The sequence below is a fragment of the Rhodopirellula sp. SH410 genome (genome assembly GCF_055811895.1).
Genome location: NZ_CM147949.1, coordinates 1,657,065 through 1,678,151 on the forward strand (window position 1 = coordinate 1,657,065; position 21,087 = coordinate 1,678,151).

Below are 21,087 nucleotides of genomic sequence, written 5' to 3' on the forward strand. Positions count from 1 at the left end.
ACGCTGGCCGGGGCCCGCACGCCTCACTGTTTGGAGAGAGGTCCAACGCAGGCAGCCCGTCGTGATGGCCCCCGCACTAGCCCAGGATCAGTCTGGCGACGTTGATATAGATCACGATGCCGAGAATGTCCACGATCCCAGCCACGAACGGATTGCTCATCAGAGCGGGGTCGAGGCCCAGCCGTTTGAACAGGATCGGCAGCGTGACGCCACACAGGCAGCCACACACGATCACGCTCAGCAGGGTGATGGGGATTACCGTTGCCGCGATCGCCGAGGGCGCAACGAACAAGGCGACCACGAAGCCGAACGTTGCCAAGAAGCCGCCCAGCATGAAAGCAATGCAAACCTCCCGTGTGAGCACCTTGGGCAAGTCGGACAATTCGACTTCACCACCTGTCATTGCGGTGATCACCAAGGTCGCTGACTGGCTGCCCGAGTTGCCGCCGGAGCTAATGATCAGTGGGATGAACCATACCAACCACGCGTTGACGGCGAGTTCGCCCTCGTAGTGCCGCAATGCGAACGCAGTCAACAAGGCGGCAAAAAAGAGAATCGTTAACCACAGGCCCCGTTTGTAGGAAAGGGTGAAGAGCCCGATGCGGAGAAAGTCGTCGTCGAAGGGTTCGACCGCTGCGATCCGCTGAGCGTCCTCGGTCAGCTCATCGCGAACGACGTCGATCACGTCATCGTGCGTGATGATGCCGAGCATCTGACGACCCGAGTCAATCACGGGGATGGCCAGCAGGTTGAATCGCTCAACCTTCTCGGCCACGGATTCTTGGTCCTCACCGGCAAGTGCCGCGACGATGTCGGTCTCCATTAACTCGCCGAGGGTCAGCGACTTGTTCTTCAGCGATGAAACGAGTTGCCGGGTCGAGACGATCCCACGGAGCAAATTATTGTCATCGACGATATACAGATAATAGATCGTTTCCAAGCCGCTGGCGATTGCCGCGAGCTCCTCAAAGGCTTGGCCGACGGTGAGCTTCTCTGCCAGTTTGGCGACTTCGGTCGTCATCAATGCCCCGGCGGTGTCCTCCGGGTACGACCGCAGCCGTTCAATGTCGCGTCGTTCGCTGGTGGGCAGTAGCGGCAGGATCTCGTCGACCGCATCGGTCGGCAAACCTTGGATCAGGTCGACACGATCGTCCGCCGGTATCTCTTCAATTAACCTCGCCGTCTCTGCGGGCGGTTCGCTCGCGAGCATCGCGAGTTGCCGATCTTCATCGAAGTATCCAAAGATCTCCGCCCGTCGCTCTGGCTCGGCGAACTGGAGCACTCGCCATGCATCAGCGTTATCGAGACCTTCCATGAACTCGGCCGTCCGCCCGGCATTCAATGCCGTGCAGAATTCTCGCAGTTCCGCCTCCTGGCTAAACGCCAGCATCTCGCGAAGTTCCGGCAGCAGGAGCGTGTTGACCAAATGAAAAGTCGCGTTAGTTTTTGAACGCCGAAATCACTTTCGAAATTGATTGTTTGGCATCGCCAAAGAGCATTCGCGTATTCTGCTTGAAGAACAAAGGATTGTCGACGCCGGAGAAACCAGACGCCATCGAGCGTTTGAGAACGAACACCGTGCGGGCTTGATCGACGTTGATAATCGGCATCCCGTAGATGGGGCTGTTCTCGTCCTCACGCGCCGCTGGATTGACCACGTCGTTGGCACCGATCACGATGACCACGTCGACATTTTCAATCCGACGATTGATGTCGTCCATCTCGATCAGTTGATCATACGGCACATTTGCTTCGGCCAACAACACATTCATGTGCCCTGGCATCCGCCCCGCAACGGGATGGATGGCGTAGCTCACCTCGGCCCCGTTTTGCTCCAGCAATTCGCCGAGTTCGCAGACAACGTGCTGTGCTTGGGCAACGGCCATTCCATAACCAGGGACCATCACCACCGACGAGGCGGCTTCCAGGATCAAATAGGCATCGTCAGGATTGATCGGTTTGACTTCGCCTTCGACCTTCGTCGCAGCCTTTGCGGCGGTGAATCCGGAGAACAGCACGTTGCTGAGCGAACGGTTCATCGCCTTGCACATGATGTTCGTCAGGATGATGCCCGCTGCACCGACGAGTGCCCCCGCGACAATCAAAATCGTATTGTTAATTGCCAGGCCTGCGGCACATGCGGCGAGCCCTGAATAGCTGTTCAGCAGCGAGATCACGACGGGCATGTCGGCACCGCCAATCGGGATCACCGCCATCACGCCGAGTAGCACTGACAGTGCGATGACGACATAGATCAGTGTCGCGGCCCAGGTCTCGGGTTGCGCCACCATGGCGATGCCGCATCCGATCGTGGCGACGAGTAACACCATGCTCACGATCTGTTGGCCGGGAAATCGAATCGAGCGGCTAGGGATTGCCTCCGAAAGTTTCCCCCAGGCCACGATACTGCCCGAAAAGGTAACGCCACCGATCAAAATCGACAGCAAAACGGTTACGATTGTGAAGGCGGATTGCGGGTCGCTGTCGCTGTCACCACCGCCCAGATCGAGCGCTGCCCAACCAAGCAATAGGCTGGCGAGACCGCCCGACCCATTGAGCAACGCGACCATTTCGGGCATGCCCGTCATGGCCACCCGCTGGGCCGTGACAACACCCACGATGGTACCGAGCACGGCGGCGACGGCGATCCAGCGGTAGTCGATGATCTCATGCGAACCGAGCGTGACGACAACGGCCACCAGCATGCCCAGGGAGGACAGTTGGTTGCCCCGCACAGCAGTCGCGGGCGAGCCGAGTAGTTTTAGCCCAAAGATAAACAGAATTGCCGAGACGATATACGCGGCGCCGATCAGTTCCTCGTTCATGAGCGTGTCTCCGGTTCATCCTTCTTTTTGAACATGGACAGCATGCGGTCGGTCACCATGTAACCGCCGACCACGTTGACGGTGGCAAAAAACACGGCCAGGGCGGCGAGCCCCGTTGCCCAGCCCGCTAATTCGCCGCCGGCCAAGGTGATCGCACCGACCACCGTGATACCGGAGATCGCATTGGCGCCCGACATCAGCGGCGTGTGCAAGGTCGCGGGGACTTTCGAGATCAGCTCAAAACCTAAGAAGATCGAGAGCATCAAAACGAAACCTAAAAAAACGGTTTCCATTTTTGGGGCCTTAAGTGACTATTTGTTTTGAATCATGGGATGAACAATTTTGCCATCGCGTGTGATCACGGCGGCTTGGACAATCTCATCGTCGGGCGACATCTTCCACTCTTTCGCTTCGGAATCCCAGAACTCGTCGATCAGATTGCACAAGTTATTGGAATACATTTCGCTCGCACTGCGGCTGACCTGCGACGGTAAATTGCCGAGACCGAAGATCTTCACGCCCCCGACATCAACAATTTCGTCGAGTACGCTGCCTTCGACATTGCCGCCCGACTCCACCGCCATGTCCACCAAGACGCTGCCGGGTTGCATCGAGGACACCATTTCCGCGGTCACGATCTGCGGTGCGGGGCGACCGAACAACTGGGCCGTCGTGATCACGATGTCCGACTCCGCAATCACTTTGGCTTGCCCCGCCTTCTGCAACTCGACTTGTTCCGGCGTGAGCGCTTTGGCGTACCCCTGATCGGTCTGGCCGACTTCGCCCAGATCGATTTCGACAAACTTGGCACCCAATGAGCGAACTTGCTCGGCGACGACCGGACGCGTGTCGAATGCTTCGACGCGAGCTCCCAGGCGTTTCGCTGTCGCGATGGCTTGCAGTCCCGCTACGCCGGCGCCGATGACAAACACCCTTGCCGGGCGAATCGTGCCCGAGGGCGTCATCATCATGGGGAAAATTTTGGGGCAGTGGTAGGCCGCCGCGATCACCGTCACGTAGCCAGCTAAGTTCGCTTGGGACGAGAGAGCGTCCATCTTCTGCGCCCGCGTGCTCCGCGGAATCATTTCCATCGACAACGCCGTGACGCCGCGGGCGGCCATCGCGTCGACCAAGTCGCGGCGGTTCATGGGGTCGAGGAAACTGACGTGCACGCAGCCACTTTTGAGTGACTCGATATCGCCCGGTTCGGGTTGGCGGACGCGTAAGACGAGGTCCGCTTGCGAGAGTACCTCGCCGCGATCGGCTACGACCGAAACGCCTGCCTGCGTGTAGGCTTCGTCCGAGAATCCCGACGCGAGTCCCAAACCTGACTGCGCTGTTATCTCGAATCCGCTGCTGATCAGCTTTTTCGCATTGCTCGGTACGAGCGCGGTTCTGAGTTCACCCGGCCAGGTCTCGACCGGCACACCAATTCGCATTTCATTTCCCATCGGTTTGTCACATCGATCCCACCAAACTGAGGCTACAGCGTAAGCTGCGCCGGGGAAAAAAGAAAGTCTGGCGCAGGCGAACGATTTCTCGTTAATCATGCCGCTGCGGCACCTCGAGGATCCGGGCGGTTCCTCATCCAGGGTGATTGCTCACCGGACACCCAACAGACTGTTGTTTTAGTCGAAGTTCGACCGGCAATCATGATCCAAATGCCGTACGGCATCGGGTAACACGAGCCACCCGTCCGCGCACGCGACTCGGCTCATGAATCAACACGCTGCTAGGGAACGAGCGGGAAATAAGTGGCCGAACGCTCCGCGGTCGGAATCGTCGACCGCGGAGCGTTCGACCACAATTTCAGACAGAGATTTTCCGCTCGTTCCTAAGTTCCAGTTTTGCACTTTTTGCTAACTGATATTGGCACGAAAAAGGCGGCCCGTTCCAATGAGATTTGAACCTTCAAACTTTCAAATCCTTTGGCACGGAAGCCGCCCACCATGGAACTTACCAGTTCGTTCGAGACTCTGCTACGCACGTTCTCCCCAGCTTTCACCGCTCCCAGCTTCCAAACGTTTCGCCTGTTGATGACCGGCTGGATTCTGTCAGCCCGACATCGCTATGTCACCGATCTGATTATTTCCAGCGACTCCGTTGGCAACGGGCATTTCTCTGATTACCACCGCTTCTTCTCGCAAGCGGCTTGGGACATCGATCATCTCTGGAAACTGTTGGCCCAGTTGATCCTGAACAACTTGATCGGTGCCGATGCCACGATCGTGCTTTCGGGGGATGACACCCTCTGTCGTAAACGCGGCCTGGGGATCTTTGGTGCTGGAATGCACCACGATGCGTTGAGTTCGTCGAAGTCCAAGAAAATTTGTCACTGGGGGCACGATTGGGTGGACCTGTGCATCGTGATTGCTCATCCATGGTGGGCACCGACGAAAGTCTTTTCTCTGCCGATTTGCATGAGGCTCTATCGCAATCGCCAGGGGCTCGCCAAAGGGAAAGGCAAACGCAAGAAGAATCCCACCGCCGCGCAGGTGCGTGCCGCATCCAAGCAGGCCAAGCAAGCCGCAGCAGCTAAGAAGAAGGCAGCTGAGAACGCCAAGAAGAAAAACAAACCCGATCCAAAAGCCCATAAAACACGGCCTGAACTGATGGCTGAGATGGTGGCCATGGTTGCTGCATGGTTCCCAGATCGCCAGTTCATTCTCGTCGTCGACAGTCTTTACAGCGGCAAGAGCGTGCTGTCGAAGTTGCCTGAGAACTTTGAGTTGATTGGCCCAGTTCATGCCAAGGCGGCGCTCTACTCACCGGCCCCTCAAGAAACAACCGTCCGTCGTGGGCCTCGCCGTAAGAAAGGTGAGCGGTTGAAAGATGCCGCTGCTTGGGAGCAGGACAGTTCACGTTGGCAAACGCTCCACTACGATCAATACGGGCTGCACGGATCGCTGCGGGTGAAAACTCGCACGGGACTGTACTACAAAGCCGGCAACGACCGACTGCTTCGCCTGGTGCTCTCGCAAGACACCGTGGGTCAGCGGCCGACACGAATCTTTTACTGCACCGACGTGTCGATGAAGCCCCAGGAAATTCTTTCGATCTTCTCGCAACGTTGGTCGATTGAAGTGACGCACTTCGATTGCAAGCAACATCTCGGACTAGAAGATCCGGCGAACCGCACTCCCAAAGCGGTCGAACGAACCGCTCCGATGGCGATGTTCCTGTACAGCCTGTCGATCCTGTGGTTCGCGACCGAAGGCCACGAGGAACTCCAGTTTCCGAATCGACCTTGGTACCACTGGAAGTCTGAACCGAGCTTCGCGGACATGCTCACGACGCTACGCCGCAAATCCTGGGAAGAGAAATTATCGGGGGTGTCGCTCGCTGCGACACCCGACGATAATTCCAGACGTCTGCTCACGTTCCTGGCGACGCTCGCCGGATAGCATGCGGAAAGTGCAAAACTGGAACTAAGACATCAACGCCAGGCATAGACCCGTGACGACCACGGCGGCGATCAGGTTAAGAACCAGTCCCGTGCGGGCCATCTCCTCGGTGCTGATCCCGCCGGCGCCAAACACGATCGCATTGGGAGGCGTGGCAACCGGCAACATGAAGGCACACGAACAACTGATCGTGCCCGGCACCATCAGCATCGCAGGCGGCAAGTCGAGCTGAACAGCGAGTTCGCCGAGAATCGGTAGTAGCAGCATCGCAGTGGCCGTACTGCTGGTGATCTCCGTCATGAATGTCACCAAACAGCACACGGCCAGCACGATCAACCACGTCGGTGCCCCAGCCATGAAGGTTAGTTGATGTCCGATGGCGGCGCTCAGTCCCGAGTCCTGGAACCCACGCGCCAAAGCCATCCCGCCACCGAACATCACCAGAATTCCCCAGGGGATTTTTGCTGCGGTCTCCCAGTCCAACAAACGCTCGCACTTTTGATCAAACGCGGTGGACGGTTGACCGACAGTTGCCGATTGTCGATCGAACGCTCCGCCCGCCGAAATCGACTCCGCATGCTCCTTGCGCCGCCGACCACTCGGAACCAGAAACATCATCAAGGCCGCCCCGAGCGCCACCGTGGAATCACCCACCATCCCCCTCTCGGTCGGCAACAGTGCCGACCAACCGCCCCATGGTCCGGCGCGAAAGATCCACAGCAGCGCCGTGATGGCAAATACCATGAGCACACGCCGCTCGTTGATCTGCATGGGGCCGATCGAAGGCATCTCGATGGGCTGCATCGATCCCACCCCACGCGTCAGCCACCACCAAATGATCGGTAGTAAAATCAGCGTGATCGGCAGCCCGATCGACATCCACGTCGCGAATGGCATCTCGTGCCCGGTGCGTTCAAGAAACTGCCCCATGAAGACGACATTGGGCGGTGTTCCAATCGGTGTCGCCATACCGCCCACGCTCGCTGAGTAGGCGATCCCTAGCAGCAGCGGTGTTCGCAGACGTGGGTCACCGGATTGTTGCAACACCGCCATCGCGATCGGCAGCATCATCAACGCCGTCGCGGAATTGCTGATCCACATCGACAGTACCGCTGTCGCCAACATGAATCCCAGGACTAAACGTTTGCCACTGGTGCCACCGACCAATCGCACCATCGCAATCGCGATGCGGCGATGCGCGCCGCTGCGTTCCATCGCTGCGGACAATAAAAAACCCCCGAGCAACAACAGGATGACGGTGTGACCGTAAGCGGACGCGATCTCTTGGTGTCCGACGACACCCAACAGTGGCAAGAACACGAACGGAACTAAACCCACAACGGCTAGTGACACACATTCGAAAATCCACCACACCGCGCAGACAACCCCGACTCCCGCACACGCGCATGCCGGCGCTGGCAGCCCTCCCCAGAAACACGCGACCGCAACAACGATCGCCAGCACGGGACCGCCCGACAACATCCATCGTGAAATCGCTGCGTTCATGGGGTGCGTCTAGTGGGCAACATCGGGGACTGGTTTGGGGTTAGAATCGTCGCTCAGTGACAGGACGTCGCTCAGAGCGACACTAGGCTAACACAATACCACTGGCGGCATCCCGCCCCACACGATCACGAAACGAAAAATGACTCACGCGCGATTGAAGTTACTTCTTTTTACATGCTGCTGGATCGGTTTGAGCAGTCTGGTATCCGGACATGCGGTGATGGCCCAGTCGCCGCCATCGACCTCTTCGGCAGAGAACGCGGGACGACCATCGGATCGCAACGTGTTGCTGGTGACTCTCGATGGGATGCGTTGGCAGGACGTCTTTCGCGGCGCAGACGAACGCTTGATCTCGACAGAGGCCGGTGCCAAGAATCTTCGTGAGACCCAAGAACGATTCTTGGTCGAGGACCCCGCTGTCGGCCGCGAGAAACTCATGCCCTTTCTGTGGTCGAAGGTCGCCACCGAAGGCGTGCTCTACGGAAATCCCGCCGAAGAGTCGTCGGTCCGCCTCACCAACAATCGTCACTTTTCCTATCCCGGGTACAACGAGTTGTTGTGCGGGCATGCTGATCCCGCAGTAGATTCCAACGCGAAGGTGTACAACGAGAATATCACGGTGCTGGAATGGCTCAATCGCAAGCCCGATCTCAACGGCCGCGTCGCCGCGTTCTGTTCATGGGATGTGTTCCCATACATCATCAATGACAAACGCAGTGGCGTATTGGTGAACGCCGGGTGGATGCCAGTGGCTGACGTTCTCCCGGCGGGAAATGACGCCGACGAACAACGTCTCCATGAACTGCAGCAACTCGATGTTCTCGCCGCCGAGACCCCGCATCTATGGAGCAGCGTGCGTTATGACTACTTCACCTTCAAAGCCGCACAGATCTATTTGCAGAGTCAGCGTCCACGCGTGCTCTACGTGTCCTTCGGTGAGGTCGACGATTGGGCGCATGAGGGGCGGTATGATCTGTATCTCGAGTCCGCTCAACGCAATGACGATTACGTCCGCCAGTTGTGGGAGACGGTTCAGTCCATGGACGGATACCGCGACAACACAACGTTGATCATCACGTCGGACCACGGCCGAGGCGATGATCCGATCTCATGGAAATCGCATAGTACTTCGATCCCAGGCTGCGACGTGATCTGGGCCGCCGCCATGGGGCCAGGCATCCAGCCGGGACACGCCGATCATCTCCAGCTCACCCAATCACAGGTCGCAGCAACCGTCGCCGCAGCGTTGGGGTACGACTTCACGCAGTCCAATCCGGAGATCGCCAAACCACTTCCATGCGTGCAAGCAGTGGCGGAGTAGGCAGGGCGAGGGAGCTTATCGTGTCATGGATCGCTCCTCGATCCAACGTCTGAGTATGTGGCATGCTCATCGCGCACCATGCAGAGATTTAGCGGTCCAGGCTAACGGGCCGTTGAGAGCCGGGGCTCAGTCGACAGTTTCCGGGGCTCCCGCTCCTAAACCGACGTAGAGTTTGATCCCTGTGGTGAAGAACAAGCAGATCAGTGGAAGGGACCAGGATCCGGTCAGGTCAAATAGGCTTCCGAACACGGTGGGGCCTGTCGCGGCGACGAGATAGCCAATCGATTGGGCCATCCCCGAAAGTTCCGTTGCCGTCTCGGTGTGTTTGGATCGAACGACTAGAAACAGCAGCGACAACCCAAATGAACCACCCAAGACGAACCCGAGAACAGATACCCAGAGAATAATGAAGGTGCCCTGCGCGAGCAGCAGTCCAGCGAGTGCCGCCAGTTCGATCGCCGCCAAAAACAAGACAATGGCGCGCTGATCGGCACGCTTCCCCGCCAAAATCGGAATGATCAAGGAACCGATGACCCCGGTGGCCTGCGACAATGAAAGCATCCATCCGGAAAACTCAGCATCAAATCCTCGGTCCATGATGATGGCAGGCAACCAAGCCAAGACCACGTAGAACGTGAGCGACTGCAGCCCCATGAACAGAGCGACTTTCCACGCCAGCACGGACGTCCCCAGATCCCGTATGGCCTGTTGGAAGCTGCGTTTCGATTCGGATCGTCGTAGACGACTCAGTTGGGGTAGCCAAACCACAAAGGCGATCAACGCAGGGATCGACCAGAATCCGAGCGCCCCACGCCAGCCCAGTGTGAGGTGAGCGGCGAGGGGAACGCTGAGACCCGCTGCGAGCGAGGCCCCCAATCCCATCGCGCCTGAATAGAGGCTGGTGACCACTCCCGAATGAGATGCAAAGTTGCGTTTGGCGAGACTGGGCAATAGTACATTGCCAAACGCGATCGCGATGCCCGCCAAAACGGTGCCTAGATACAAAGCGGGAACCGAGTCGATGGATCGTAGCGCGGCGCCAACGGCCAGCAACCCCATCGCTCCGAGTAGCGTGCCGCCAATGCCGAAACGGCGAGTGAACAGCGGGGTCAACGCCGAAATCACCGCGAAGGCAACCAGTGGCAGCGTCGTCAGCAGTCCCAGCATGGAGTTGCTCAGGCCGGTCGCCAGGTGGATGTCATCGACCAGCGGTCCAACGCTGGCCAGGGCCGGGCGGAGGTTGACGGCAATGAGCAGGATACCCGCTATCAATAACAGTCTTTCCGATCGCGACTGAGTCATTCGCGATAGGCCATCAGTCGCAACGCATTGATGACGACCACCAACGTGCTACCCTCATGAAGCGCCACAGCGGGCCCGATGTCGAGTCCGAGAATGGTTGCGGGGACGAGGAAAGCGACCATCCCCAGGCTCATCCATAGGTTTTGACGGATGATCCGGCGAGTGGCACGGCTCAGGCCGATCGCTAGCGTCAGATGCTCGAGGTTGTCCGCCATCAGCGCCACGTCGGCGGTTTCCAATGCGACGTCGCTGCCTGCGGCGCCCATCGCGATCCCCACCGACGCGGCTGCCATCGCGGGCGCGTCGTTGACGCCATCACCCACCATGGCCACCCCGCCGGCGCTCTGCAGCTTCTCAATCTCAGCGACCTTGTCCGCTGGCATCAGTCCGCCGTGGGCCTCGTCGAGACCCACCTCACGGGCGATCGCATCGGCAACTCGCTGGTTGTCACCCGAGATCATGATCATCCGCTTGATACCCAGCTCTCGGAGCCTGGAAATCGTTTTCGCGGACGCGTCCCGGGGCGTGTCCATCAGGCCGATCACGCCGAGATAGCGGTCTCCCACGCGAACGATCATGGTCGTGCGGCCCGCTTGCTGCAGTGAATCGTCCGTTGAACGAATCGCCTCTGGCAACGCTGCCCCGTCGACTTCACGAAACAATCTCGCGTTGCCCACGTGAACGAGTTCGCCCTGGACAACCGCGCGCAGGCCACGCCCCGTGAGACTGGTCAGATCTGTCGCCAGACTGGTCAGATCTGTCGCCAGCAAACCTGCGCTCTCGCGTTGCTCGTCGCTCGCTGCGAGTCGTTTCACGGCGTCCCGCACGACGGCCTTGGCGAGTGGGTGTTTACTCAGGCTCTCTACGGCGACGACCATTCGCAGCAGTTCCGTTTCGTCGACGCCTGGGGCGGCACGGACGTCAGTGACTTTCGGTTCGCCCGTGGTCAGGGTGCCCGTTTTATCAAAGGCGATCGCGTCCAGGGCACCGAGACTCTCCAGCGGACCGCCGCCCTTGACGAGAATGCCCCCGCGAGCGGCCCTGCCGATCCCGCTCAGGACGGCGCTCGGAGTCGAAATCGCGAGCGCACAGGGGCTCGCGGCCACCAATACCGCCATCGCCCGGTAGAACGAATCGCGGAAGGCTTCATCGATCAACAGCGGTGCGAACAGCAGCAGGATCACGATCGTGATCACCGATGGAACGAAGTAGAGCTCGAACCTCTTGGTGAACTTTTGCGTCGGTGAGACGCGTGTCTCGGCTTCACGTACCATCGTGACGACCCGCGCCAATGTATTGTCCGCGGCAAGCTTGGTGACTTGGATCTCGATCGCGCCGGATTGGTTGATGGTGCCCGCGAATACGCGGTGTTCGGCCCCCAGCGACTCGGGGTCTGCGGCCGCAGCGGACACGTCGTCGACGGGTTGTTTGTCCACCGGCACGCTCTCGCCGGTAATCGGTGCTTGATCAATGCTGGTTTCGCCTTGGATTACAAAGCCGTCCGCCGCAACACGTTCGTCGGGCTGAACGACGACGATGTCGCCGACGACCAGGTCTTCGACAGCGACTTCGAAGTCCGTGCCATCACGTCGCACCCGAGCCGTTGAGGGCGCAATCTCCGAAAGCGCTTCGATCGCCCGTTTCGCGCGACCCATCGCGTAGCCCTCGAGCGAATGCCCGATGCTGAACAGAAACAGCAGCAGCGAGCCCTCCGCCCAGGCACCCAAAGACGCTGCGCCCGCGGCCGCCACGATCATCAGGAAATCAATCTCGAACTTGCCCGAGCGAATTTTCTCAATCGCTTCGCTGATCGTGTAATATCCGCCAAAGAAGTAGGCGGCGACATAACAACCAATCGAGATCCACTCGTCGCTTGCCGTGATTGTCTCCAGCAGCCAGCCAACCAGCAAACACACGCCACAGAGAATGGCGAAGATCAACTCGCTCCGGGGGCCAAAAATGCCACCGTGGTGATGGTCATGGCAGTGCGAATGATCATGGCCGGATTCACCTTGGGGAGGCTCTTCGGTGGCCCTTTGTGACGACCAGTCCTCCAAGGTATGGGAGATCTCCGCTTCGTTGGCCTGTTGGCGATCATATTCCACGCGGACCGCTCCGTCTGGCGAAACGACCGCTTCGAGAACCCCATCGATACGCGACAATCGAGAGGCAATCGCCGAAGCACGACTCGCCGCTATGGACTCGATTCGAACGCTGAGGTGGCCGTAGCGTTGATCGAGGTGCGCGCCCGTGCGACGGGCTAGTTCCCGCACCTCGGAGAGCGAAATCAGCGAGGGGTCGAAGTGAATGCAGAACTGACCTGCCGATCCGTCCTCACTCGCGGTGACGTGGACCCGGTCGACACCGTCGCGCGCCCGTACCAGTCGTTCGAATCGGGCGCAACAGGCGTCAGCGGGATCGTCGATGCCGGGAACCACCGAGCTGACCGTGATCTGTATTTTTTCCATGCGATTGAAACGGTCTGTTGGGGCATCGGTGCGAAGAGGCCTGCGAATGTTTGCCAGTTATAGCCTGCGACACCCGACTCAGTTGCCGCACGCAAGCAAAAAACGCGGGTGTTGTCGATTTGACTACATTGGTGTAGTCGTTTTGATGTCATTTGTTTTCGGTTTGCGTAATATATAACGTGGTTTTTGGATTGGCACGTAACGTGCTTGTAAATAACTATCGATGGCGGAATGCTTTCGCCATCGCTTTCCCCCCCGCAGGACAATCCAATGAAACGCATGCTCGCAATCGCCGCCATGGCGGTATCGTTAAGTTTTCTGGCCCCGGCTTCGAACGCGTCGGCCGCCGACCGCCACCACGGAGGTCATGGCAACCACGGTGCCCATCGTAACCACGCTCACCAAGGCAGTCATTACCGTGGTGGTCACGGGCACGGAGTCGGTCACGGATACGGTGCCGGTTACCGGTACGGCATCTCACCCTACGCACCGAGTTACCGCTATCGTTCGGGCTACGGCGCCATCCCATACGGATACCGTTCAGGTTACCGGCCTGGATACTACCCTGGCTACCGCTCTGGTAGCGGCATTCATCTGGACATCAACGGTGTTCACGTTCTCGGTCGTCCCCATTTTTAATGGAGCTGATGCACCGACTCTTCGCAGCCTTCCAGGTTGACCGCGTGGGCAGGTGCCCCGCGGTCCACTGGGAACGCATGACTCACTGCGAAGACCTTGCCCGCTGGGAAGACCTTGCCCGCTGCGAAGACCTTGCCCGCTGGGAAGACGTTGCCCGCTGCGAACAAGGCTGAACAGTCTAGACGGTGTGATTCGTCTCACCTGGCCCCGTGTCGCTTTTGGGTGGCTCGGCGGCGTCGCGATCGCTTTGCTGTCTCGACATCTGCACCAACGCGACGATCCCAATCACGATCGCGGCGATCCCGCTCTGGGGTGTCCAGCATAAGAATATGCCCATCAGTACTTTGTCGAACTCGATCGAGAGTGCATGACCCACCGCAATCGCGACGGCGATCAAAATCAGTGCCGCAGGAGCAATGATTCCAACTCGCTGTTGCCACGAAAGATGGCGAGGCAGCATCGCGATGGAGACGAGGACCAACGGCCCGAGTGCATCAATGGCGAGCAACGTTTCGACGCGTGCCGCGAACAAGCGGGCGATCATCGCAATGATGGCGGCAATCGTCGTCGCCACCATCATGCTCAACAAGCTGAACTGGATCGGCTGCGATGAGGCATCGCTCCCGCCCAAGAGATCGAGTTCTGCGAAACTATCAAACAGCAGTTTGTTGAGCCAATCGGCGTGGGCCGCTAAGAGGATTGCAATCGGTAGGCTCAACACGACCCCGACCAATACGTTCAGTCCGATCATCGGGTAGTCGGCAAAGTATCCACCGTACATGTTGCCGGTCTCCCAGATCTTAAACGGGAAGCCGATCGCTTCACCGGGGCCACGGGACTGCCCGATCAAACTACCCCAGTGCTCTGAGCGGACAAAGTACGACAGCGAATTCAGGCTCGCCATCGCCAGCAATCCCACGGCCATTCCCCTCGCAAACCAACGCGGCTTCGACCCGAATTGCTCCGGTGATTCTGTCGCGATGGCGGAGAGGCTTTCGGTCGCAGTCAATGATTCGCCCAGTATTCGGGTTTCGGTTTTCTCGAGCACCGTCGTCTTGCTGCCGGAGGTTGTCGGGAACTCGCACTACTGTTTTTCAGCAGGGGCGACAATGCGGAATTCATCGCTGGGAAGGTACCGCCAGCAGAAATCGGCCTCGTCGTCACACCATGCATGTCGCACGGTCTTTGTTGGAAGGCCGATCGCAATCATTTTGGCTCGTCCGCCGAATGAGCCTGATTTTATCGGCTTTGGATGCCAGGATGTGGAACTTCCATACCTCGGGCGAGGCGAATTCAATTGCTTCGGAAACGAAAGGGGGGAAAGTGAATGCGCCTGCCCGCGCAATTTGAATGGTAATCGCGCCGCACAGGTTCTACCTGGAGTATGTGTGAGGTATAACCAGCCGCGGATTCCAGCAACCCGCACGCACCACCACGAACGACACCATGTCCTCCGATTCCGCCCCAGATGACTTGCCTACGCTCGATCCGCCGGGCACGATCGTTGTGCTCGGTACGACGCCCCTCGGAATTGAAGCCGCTCTGTATGGTCGATACCTAGGTTACAACGTCACCTTGCTCGCTGGCGTGGATGCTTGGGCCTCGACGGCTGGCATCAAGCACCCGCGAATTGGCCCCACCTTCGTCAACGATTGGTTCGCCCGTCACTGGCTCGGCGATCAATCGCTCGCGTCTCGCTGGGAGGACGCGATGCCGATGTTGCCCGACCAAAGTCTCTCACCGCTGGCCATCGAAGCGATCACGGCGCAGCGTGAAGGGGCCGCATTCGTGTTGCCAATCACCATGCGGCAGTGGATCGAAGACGGTTTGCAATCGGTGCTGGAGACAGATTTGCTGCGCGGGCGATGTTTCGCCAACACGTTTGTTGACTCGATTGGGCTGGTCGACGTGATCGATGAGGATGACGACGAAAACGGCGAAACGTCGGAGGGTGACGATGGCGAAATCCCGCCGGATTTTGTGTTAACACTCAGCGGTGAACCCATCGGCGAGAATGACTCCAAGCAAATTCAGTGCGAGTGCATCATCGTTGCCGATCTCCCCATCGAGTCGGTGCGGCGAGATTTTGAGTTGCCGGTCGACTACTTCTATCGCCTCACCTCCGCAGACCATTCCGAAGCGGCCGACGAGCTGCGTGCCGGTTGGCAACAGATCGCGGAGACCTACGCTCGACTGGCCGGACGGGCGGAGTTGGACCTGTATCGTCCGCGCAGACTCTAAAGATCGTGCCGCTTTTAAGTTCCCTCATGGCAAGGGTCTGTGAGGCTTCAATCGCCCCCACCAAAGTCAGGGGAGCGTTGATCGCACCCTCCTGGAGGCAGCACGATTTCGCTCAACCGATCGTCAATCGCTTGCGACGCGACATGCGAGTGTGAGTTAGAACGAGAACGGCGATCATCGCCGCGCCGATGTAGAAACCGACGCCCAAGTGGTGGTAATCGCCGAGGATCACTCCGCCTAAAATGATCCCATAAACAGGTTCGAGGTTATTGGCAAAGTTGATCGTGAACACGGACAACTGTTTTAACAACGCGACGTATTCACTGTAGGCGTAGACCGTGCATACCTCGGCCAGCACCACCAACCATACCCAATCCATCGGCCCCGGGACGAGGTCCAGGCCCCGTCCTTCGCTCAGCCAGCGGGCCGAAATCGGCAGACTGAGTGCGCAGAACACGCAGGCCCCCGTCAATTCGTACCATGCGATCACGCGGTGTGGGGTGTGTTTGGCGAACGCTCCATTGATGATCGAGAATACGGCCGCGGCGATGGCTGCAGTGATCGCGACGAGGAAGCCCACCGCATACTGCATCTCACTCTGGAAGATCATGGCGACCGCCGCGATCACGAGTGCCCCAAACGCAAGGTCCATGCGTTTGAATACTCGCCCCGGCACCAGGATCGGTTCGAGTAGTGCCGTCCACAACGAAATCGTTGCGGCGCCGACCATGCACACCGAGACATTGGCGATCTTGACCGCCAAAAAGAACAGTACCCAGTGCAACCCGATAATGGCCCCGGTCGCGAACATGGCCGCGGCGCGGCGTATCGGCACGCGACACTTGGGACCGAGTACCACTCCCAACGTGATCGACGAGAGTAGACAGCGATAGAAGACGAGCTCGATCGAAGGAAGATCGATCAACTCGCCCAGCACACCGGTGAATCCCCACAGGAATACTATGAAGTGTAGCTTCAGATAGTCGCGTGGCTCTCCGTGGTCTTCCAAGTAAGCACGCGTGCGTAAGTTGTTTTGTGAAACGGCGTGGGCATGGCCCCGCGTAAGCCAATGAAACGCGGCCCGATGGGCGCGCGGTTCAACGAGGTTTTACCGATGTCGTCGAGTGCGGGGACGCATCCCTCTACAGTCCGAGATCACCGAATAGCGGCGTGCTGAGATAGCGTTCGCCGAGGCTGCACATGATCGTCACGATGCGTTTGCCCTTCATCTCTGGACGGGCGGCGACTTGGGCAGCGGCGCACATATTGGCTCCGCTGCTGATCCCGGCAACAATCCCTTCTTCTTTCGCCAGACGCCTGCCCCATGCGAACGCGTCTTCGTCATCGATCAAGACAACATCATCAATGAGCGAGGTATCTAAGTTCTTGGGGATGAATCCCGCACCGAGGCCTTGGATCCGATGTTTGCCCGGCGAACCGCCACTGATCACGGCCGAGTGGGTCGGCTCGACAGCGATCGCCTTAAAATCTGGATTTATTTTTTTCAGGTAGCGAGCCACGCCCGTGATCGTGCCGCCTGTCCCCACGCCTGCCACGATCGCGTCGATCTGGTGGCCGCTATCTTCCCAGATTTCGGGCCCCGTGGTCGCTTCATGAACTGCGGGGTTGGCAGGGTTCTCGAACTGCTGAGGCATGAAGGAGTTGTCCGTTTTGTCGACCAGGCTTTGCGCCGTTGCGATCGCGCCATTCATCCCATCGCCCGCGGGCGTCAGGACGAGGTTCGCACCCATGGCACGCAGCAGCGCTCGCCGTTCGACGGACATCGACTCGGGCATCGTCAGGGTGAGCTTGTAGCCTTTGGCCGCACAGACGAAGGCCAGTGCGATGCCGGTATTGCCGCTGGTCGCTTCGACAATGTGGGTGTCCGAGTTGATCTTGCCGTCTCGCTCACCGGCCTCGATCATCGATACGCCGATGCGATCCTTGACGCTGTTAAGCGGTTGGAAAAACTCGCATTTCGCAAACACTGTCGCACCGCCGGCGGGCACCAATCGATTGATTTGCACCATCGGGGTATCACCGATGCTACGGGCGATACTGTCATAAGATTTTCCACGAGCCATGATCTAATCCTTTAAGTCAAATTTTCAGTCTGGAAACCCATCCCTCGCTGACGCTTCGGGCTACGAAAGCGACGAGCCTTCCGCCCGCGAGCGGGCCTTGTCGATCGATTGAGCCGAGACGCGTAAGCGGCCGGTCTGGCGGTGTCACCGGATGCCTTGCGGCACTCGGCTCACAAACGGTGACGTCAATGTCGTGCCAAACGGCAGATCGCTAACGTGGTGGGTCAGTGTGACCACCACATGTCATGCAACTTGCCAGGTGTCGCCTGAATGGAACAGATCATTCAGGTCGCCTTCGCCCTTCTTGGCTTTCGCAGCAGTCACCTGTTCGTTGATTTGGTCATTGTAGGTGGCGATACCCTCGACGCATCGCAGCACGCCGATCGGCTCAGGCATTTCTGGATAACGCATCCGAGCGAGCATCATTTGGATGGCAGGGTTCGGCTCATGAGCGTCGTGAATCAACAGGTCGTCGGTGGGCACGTCGGCGGTGTTGACGACTTCCAAGCGGCTGCCTGTCATGCGAACGGCTTTCTCACCGTTGGCGCCAAAGATCAGCGGCTTGCCATGTTCGAGTTCAACGACGTTCTCCACCCGTTGTTTCTTTTCCTGGGCGTAGGCCATCGCACCGTCGTTGAACACGTTGCAGTTCTGATAAACCTCGACGAGGGAGGTGCCCTTGTGCGCCGCGGCGGCCTTGAGCGTCTCACCGAGATGCTTGACGTGGGCATCGACACTACGCGCCACAAACGTCGCTTCGGCGGCGAGCGCAACGGAGAGCGGGCTGAGCGGATGATCGATCGCGCCCATCGGTGTGCTCTTGGTAACCTGTCCCTCGACACTCGTTGGGCTGTATTGACCCTTGGTCAACCCATAGATGCGATTATTGAACAGCACGATGTTGATATCGAGGTTACGGCGCAGGCAGTGAATGAAGTGATTCCCACCGATCGACAGTGCGTCGCCATCGCCCGTAATGACCCATACCATGAGCTCCGGGCGAGTTGATTTCAGGCCCGTAGCAAAGGTTGGAGCACGGCCGTGGATGCTGTGCATCCCATAGGTGTTCATGTAGTACGGGAACCGGCTGCTGCAGCCGATGCCACTGATGAAAACCGTCTTTTCACGGGGATACCCGAGTTCAGGCAGTATCTTCTTCATCTGCGCCAGGATCGAGTAGTCGCCACACCCAGGGCACCAGCGGACGTCTTGATCGGAAGCGAAATCAGCAGCTTTGAGAACGGGTAGATTCATGGGAAAGCCAGAAGGAAATGGGCTTTGGAGTGAGTTGGGTAATGTTGGGCAGCGAGTCAGGTGGGATTCGACTCGAGAGGCATTCGATGTTGGATCATGACTCGAGGTCATGATCGCGGTGAGGTTCCGAATCGAAGTGCTATCCGGCTTTGACTTGACGCAGCGTCGTGGCGTGATGGGTGATTTCATCGACCAGTTCAGAAACCGCAAACGGCTTGCCTTGGATCTTGTTGATACCGATGCAATCAACGAGGAATTCCGCACGCAGCAACATTCGCAGCTGTCCGGTGTTGAGTTCGGGCACGAGAATCGTACGGAACGAACGGAGCAACTCGCCGATATTTGCGGGCATCGGATTCATGTACTGAATGTGGGCATGACTGACATCGTGCCCGGCGTCACGGCAGCGTGCCACGGCGGTCAAGCAAGCCCCATAGGTGCCACCCCAAGAGACGACCAAGACGTCACCAGAGGTTGCACCAAAGACCTCCTGGGCAGGAATCCGCTCAGCGATCTTCGCAACCTTGGCCGCGCGGATATCCGTCATGTGTTGGTGGTTATCAGGATCGTACGACACATTGCCAGTGCCGTCTTCCTTTTCCAGTCCCCCGACGCGGTGCATCAATTCTGGTGTGCCTGGAATGGCCCACGGGCGGGCCAGGTTCTCATTGCGAGCGTAGGGTAGGAACGGTTCACCGGAATCACTTGCCACGGGGTGCGTGCACTGGATTTCGGGCAGGTCGCTGATTTCAGGGATCTTCCACGGTTCACTGCCGTTGGCAATGTAACCATCCGAAAGCACCATCACGGGGACCATGCACTCGACGGCAATCCGCCACGCCTCGACGGCCATCGCGAAGCAATCGCCGGGCGAGCGGGGAGCGAGAATGGGCATCGGTGCCTCACCGTTGCGACCGTACATGGCCTGCAACAGGTCGCTCTGTTCGGTCTTCGTCGGCAGACCCGTGCTGGGGCCACCCCGCTGGACGTTGATGATAATCATGGGCAGTTCGAGCATGATGCCCAGCCCCATTGCTTCCCCCTTCAACGCGATCCCCGGTCCGCTGCTCGCCGTGACAGCCATCGAACCACCAAAGGCCGCGCCGATGGTGGCACCAATGGCTGCGATTTCGTCTTCGGCTTGGAACGTTCGCACGCCAAAGTTCTTGTAGCGAGTCAGTTCGTGCAAAATGTCCGAGGCGGGCGTGATCGGATAGGTGCCGTAGAACAACTCTTTCTTGCTGACGGATGAGGCGGCAATCAGGCCCCAAGCCAGGGCTTGGTTGCCCATGATGTTGCGGTATGTGCCCGGCTCAAGCTTGGCCGCTTCGACCTGATAGCTTTCCCCGAACACCTCTGTCGTTTCACCAAACGCCCAGCCCGCTCGCAGAGCGGCGATGTTGGCGTTCATGATGTCGGGCTTCTTCGAGAATTTCTCCTCGATGAAACGCAGCGTGGGGTCGAGCGAACGACCAAACAACCAGTACACGAGACCCATCGCGAAGAAGTTCTTGCAGCGATCGGCAAACTTCGAGCTCAACCCAAACTCACTGACCGCGTCGCGGGTCAGCTTCGTCATCGCGACGCGAACGACACGATAGGACTGATCGATCACGTCGGCATCGAGTGGATTGCTCTCGACTTTGGCGAGTTTGTATTCTTTGTCGTTGAAGCCGTCTTCGTTGGCAATCAGGATCCCACCTTTGCGAAGGTCACTGAGATTGGTGACCATCGCGGCGGGGTTCATCACGACCAGGGCGTCAAGCGTGTCACCGGGTGTGAAGATTTCATGGCTGGAAAACTGTACCTGAAACCCTGAGACCCCCGCGCGAGTCCCACGGGGGGCGCGGATTTCAGCGGGGAAATCGGGGAAGGTCGCGACGTCGTTGCCCGCTAACGCCGACGTATTGGTCAACTGGGTCCCGAGCAACTGCATCCCGTCACCCGAGTCGCCGCACAATCGTACGGTAATACCCGCAACGGTTTCGATCGTCTTGGTGGTGGCCGGGGGAGTGCTGGAGTCGATCATGGGAGGGCGGGGTA

17 protein-coding genes are annotated in these 21,087 nt (G+C 58.7%); 5 read left to right on the forward strand and 12 right to left on the reverse strand.

The window, feature by feature from the left end; all coding sequences use genetic code 11:
* Positions 1-76: 76 nt before the first annotated feature.
* From mgtE to SH410x_RS06245, 4 genes are read right to left on the reverse strand one after another with little or no spacing between them, the layout of a single operon-like run.
* On the reverse strand, positions 77-1,426 hold the full coding sequence (gene mgtE, locus SH410x_RS06230) for a magnesium transporter (protein WP_473675612.1): 1,350 nt from the start codon (positions 1,424-1,426) through the stop codon (positions 77-79).
* Positions 1,427-1,439: 13 nt separating this feature from the next.
* Entirely contained in the window at positions 1,440-2,825 is a 1,386-nt protein-coding gene (locus SH410x_RS06235) for an NAD(P)(+) transhydrogenase (Re/Si-specific) subunit beta (RefSeq protein ID WP_473675614.1), read from the reverse strand.
* Complete coding sequence (locus SH410x_RS06240; protein ID WP_473675616.1) at positions 2,822-3,118, reverse strand: NAD(P) transhydrogenase subunit alpha part 2; 297 nt, start codon at positions 3,116-3,118, stop codon at positions 2,822-2,824. The genes SH410x_RS06235 and SH410x_RS06240 overlap by 4 nt, the downstream gene beginning before the upstream one ends.
* A gap of 18 nt (positions 3,119-3,136) precedes the next feature.
* A complete protein-coding gene (locus SH410x_RS06245; RefSeq protein ID WP_473675618.1) occupies positions 3,137-4,264 on the reverse strand; it encodes a Re/Si-specific NAD(P)(+) transhydrogenase subunit alpha in 1,128 nt (375 codons plus the stop codon).
* A gap of 510 nt (positions 4,265-4,774) precedes the next feature.
* Here SH410x_RS06245 and SH410x_RS06250 point away from each other — a divergent pair.
* On the forward strand, positions 4,775-6,229 hold the full coding sequence (locus SH410x_RS06250; RefSeq protein ID WP_473669018.1) for an IS701 family transposase: 1,455 nt from the start codon (positions 4,775-4,777) through the stop codon (positions 6,227-6,229).
* Between the two features lie 24 nt (positions 6,230-6,253).
* On the opposite strand, the gene SH410x_RS06255 is transcribed toward SH410x_RS06250, so the two are convergent.
* Positions 6,254-7,735: an SLC13 family permease gene (locus tag SH410x_RS06255; RefSeq protein WP_473675620.1), complete on the reverse strand. Its 1,482-nt coding sequence runs from the start codon at positions 7,733-7,735 to the stop codon at positions 6,254-6,256.
* Between the two features lie 139 nt (positions 7,736-7,874).
* Here SH410x_RS06255 and SH410x_RS06260 point away from each other — a divergent pair, with 139 nt between their 5' ends.
* The gene (locus tag SH410x_RS06260) at positions 7,875-9,056 is read left to right on the forward strand and encodes an alkaline phosphatase family protein (protein WP_473675622.1); all 1,182 of its coding nucleotides are present in this window, start codon (positions 7,875-7,877) and stop codon (positions 9,054-9,056) included.
* A gap of 126 nt (positions 9,057-9,182) precedes the next feature.
* Here SH410x_RS06260 and SH410x_RS06265 read toward each other — a convergent pair whose 3' ends face one another.
* Both SH410x_RS06265 and SH410x_RS06270 read right to left on the reverse strand, forming a co-directional pair.
* Positions 9,183-10,358 carry a CynX/NimT family MFS transporter gene (locus SH410x_RS06265; protein ID WP_473675623.1) on the reverse strand — a complete coding sequence of 392 codons (1,176 nt, stop codon included), beginning with the start codon at positions 10,356-10,358 and terminating at the stop codon, positions 9,183-9,185.
* Positions 10,355-12,826, reverse strand: a complete 2,472-nt coding sequence (locus SH410x_RS06270; protein ID WP_473675625.1) for a heavy metal translocating P-type ATPase — start codon at positions 12,824-12,826, stop codon at positions 10,355-10,357. Before SH410x_RS06270 ends, SH410x_RS06265 begins: the two co-directional genes overlap by 4 nt.
* Positions 12,827-13,096: 270 nt before the next feature.
* On the opposite strand from SH410x_RS06270, the gene SH410x_RS06275 reads away from it, so the two are divergent.
* The gene (locus SH410x_RS06275) at positions 13,097-13,465 is read left to right on the forward strand and encodes a hypothetical protein (RefSeq protein WP_473675627.1); all 369 of its coding nucleotides are present in this window, start codon (positions 13,097-13,099) and stop codon (positions 13,463-13,465) included.
* Positions 13,466-13,473: 8 nt separating this feature from the next.
* Positions 13,474-13,638: a hypothetical protein gene (locus tag SH410x_RS06280; protein WP_473675629.1), complete on the forward strand. Its 165-nt coding sequence runs from the start codon at positions 13,474-13,476 to the stop codon at positions 13,636-13,638.
* 5 nt (positions 13,639-13,643) lie between these two features.
* Here SH410x_RS06280 and SH410x_RS06285 read toward each other — a convergent pair whose 3' ends face one another.
* Positions 13,644-14,513: a hypothetical protein gene (locus SH410x_RS06285; protein WP_473675631.1), complete on the reverse strand. Its 870-nt coding sequence runs from the start codon at positions 14,511-14,513 to the stop codon at positions 13,644-13,646.
* Positions 14,514-14,911: 398 nt separating this feature from the next.
* Here SH410x_RS06285 and SH410x_RS06290 point away from each other — a divergent pair, with 398 nt between their 5' ends.
* Positions 14,912-15,706: a hypothetical protein gene (locus SH410x_RS06290; protein WP_473675632.1), complete on the forward strand. Its 795-nt coding sequence runs from the start codon at positions 14,912-14,914 to the stop codon at positions 15,704-15,706.
* Positions 15,707-15,818: 112 nt separating this feature from the next.
* Here SH410x_RS06290 and SH410x_RS06295 read toward each other — a convergent pair whose 3' ends face one another.
* From SH410x_RS06295 to SH410x_RS06310, 4 genes are all read right to left on the reverse strand, one after another.
* Positions 15,819-16,715, reverse strand: a complete 897-nt coding sequence (locus SH410x_RS06295; protein WP_473675634.1) for a DMT family transporter — start codon at positions 16,713-16,715, stop codon at positions 15,819-15,821.
* Between the two features lie 133 nt (positions 16,716-16,848).
* The gene (gene cysK / locus SH410x_RS06300; RefSeq protein ID WP_473675636.1) at positions 16,849-17,790 is read right to left on the reverse strand and encodes a cysteine synthase A; all 942 of its coding nucleotides are present in this window, start codon (positions 17,788-17,790) and stop codon (positions 16,849-16,851) included.
* Positions 17,791-18,033: 243 nt separating this feature from the next.
* Positions 18,034-19,044 (reverse strand): 2-oxoacid:ferredoxin oxidoreductase subunit beta, encoded by a 1,011-nt coding sequence (locus SH410x_RS06305; RefSeq protein WP_473675638.1) that lies wholly within the window; start codon positions 19,042-19,044, stop codon positions 18,034-18,036.
* A 139-nt stretch (positions 19,045-19,183) separates the two neighbouring features.
* The gene (locus SH410x_RS06310; RefSeq protein WP_473675640.1) at positions 19,184-21,073 is read right to left on the reverse strand and encodes a 2-oxoacid:acceptor oxidoreductase subunit alpha; all 1,890 of its coding nucleotides are present in this window, start codon (positions 21,071-21,073) and stop codon (positions 19,184-19,186) included.
* Positions 21,074-21,087 lie beyond the last annotated feature (14 nt).

Bases quoted from the DNA above. Each gene is read 5' to 3' on its own strand.
- SH410x_RS06275 (WP_473675627.1), top strand. From the start codon at position 13,097: ATGAAACGCATGCTCGCAATCGCCGCCATGGCGGTATCGTTAAGTTTT.
- SH410x_RS06270 (WP_473675625.1), bottom strand. From the start codon at position 12,826: ATGGAAAAAATACAGATCACGGTCAGCTCGGTGGTTCCCGGCATCGAC.
- SH410x_RS06235 (WP_473675614.1), bottom strand. From the start codon at position 2,825: ATGAACGAGGAACTGATCGGCGCCGCGTATATCGTCTCGGCAATTCTG.
- SH410x_RS06280 (WP_473675629.1), top strand. From the start codon at position 13,474: ATGCACCGACTCTTCGCAGCCTTCCAGGTTGACCGCGTGGGCAGGTGC.
- SH410x_RS06260 (WP_473675622.1), top strand. From the start codon at position 7,875: ATGACTCACGCGCGATTGAAGTTACTTCTTTTTACATGCTGCTGGATC.
- SH410x_RS06265 (WP_473675623.1), bottom strand. From the start codon at position 10,358: ATGACTCAGTCGCGATCGGAAAGACTGTTATTGATAGCGGGTATCCTG.
- SH410x_RS06255 (WP_473675620.1), bottom strand. From the start codon at position 7,735: ATGAACGCAGCGATTTCACGATGGATGTTGTCGGGCGGTCCCGTGCTG.
- cysK (WP_473675636.1), bottom strand. From the start codon at position 17,790: ATGGCTCGTGGAAAATCTTATGACAGTATCGCCCGTAGCATCGGTGAT.
- SH410x_RS06305 (WP_473675638.1), bottom strand. From the start codon at position 19,044: ATGAATCTACCCGTTCTCAAAGCTGCTGATTTCGCTTCCGATCAAGAC.
- SH410x_RS06240 (WP_473675616.1), bottom strand. From the start codon at position 3,118: ATGGAAACCGTTTTTTTAGGTTTCGTTTTGATGCTCTCGATCTTCTTA.
- SH410x_RS06245 (WP_473675618.1), bottom strand. From the start codon at position 4,264: ATGCGAATTGGTGTGCCGGTCGAGACCTGGCCGGGTGAACTCAGAACC.
- SH410x_RS06250 (WP_473669018.1), top strand. From the start codon at position 4,775: ATGGAACTTACCAGTTCGTTCGAGACTCTGCTACGCACGTTCTCCCCA.
- SH410x_RS06310 (WP_473675640.1), bottom strand. From the start codon at position 21,073: ATGATCGACTCCAGCACTCCCCCGGCCACCACCAAGACGATCGAAACC.
- SH410x_RS06290 (WP_473675632.1), top strand. From the start codon at position 14,912: ATGTCCTCCGATTCCGCCCCAGATGACTTGCCTACGCTCGATCCGCCG.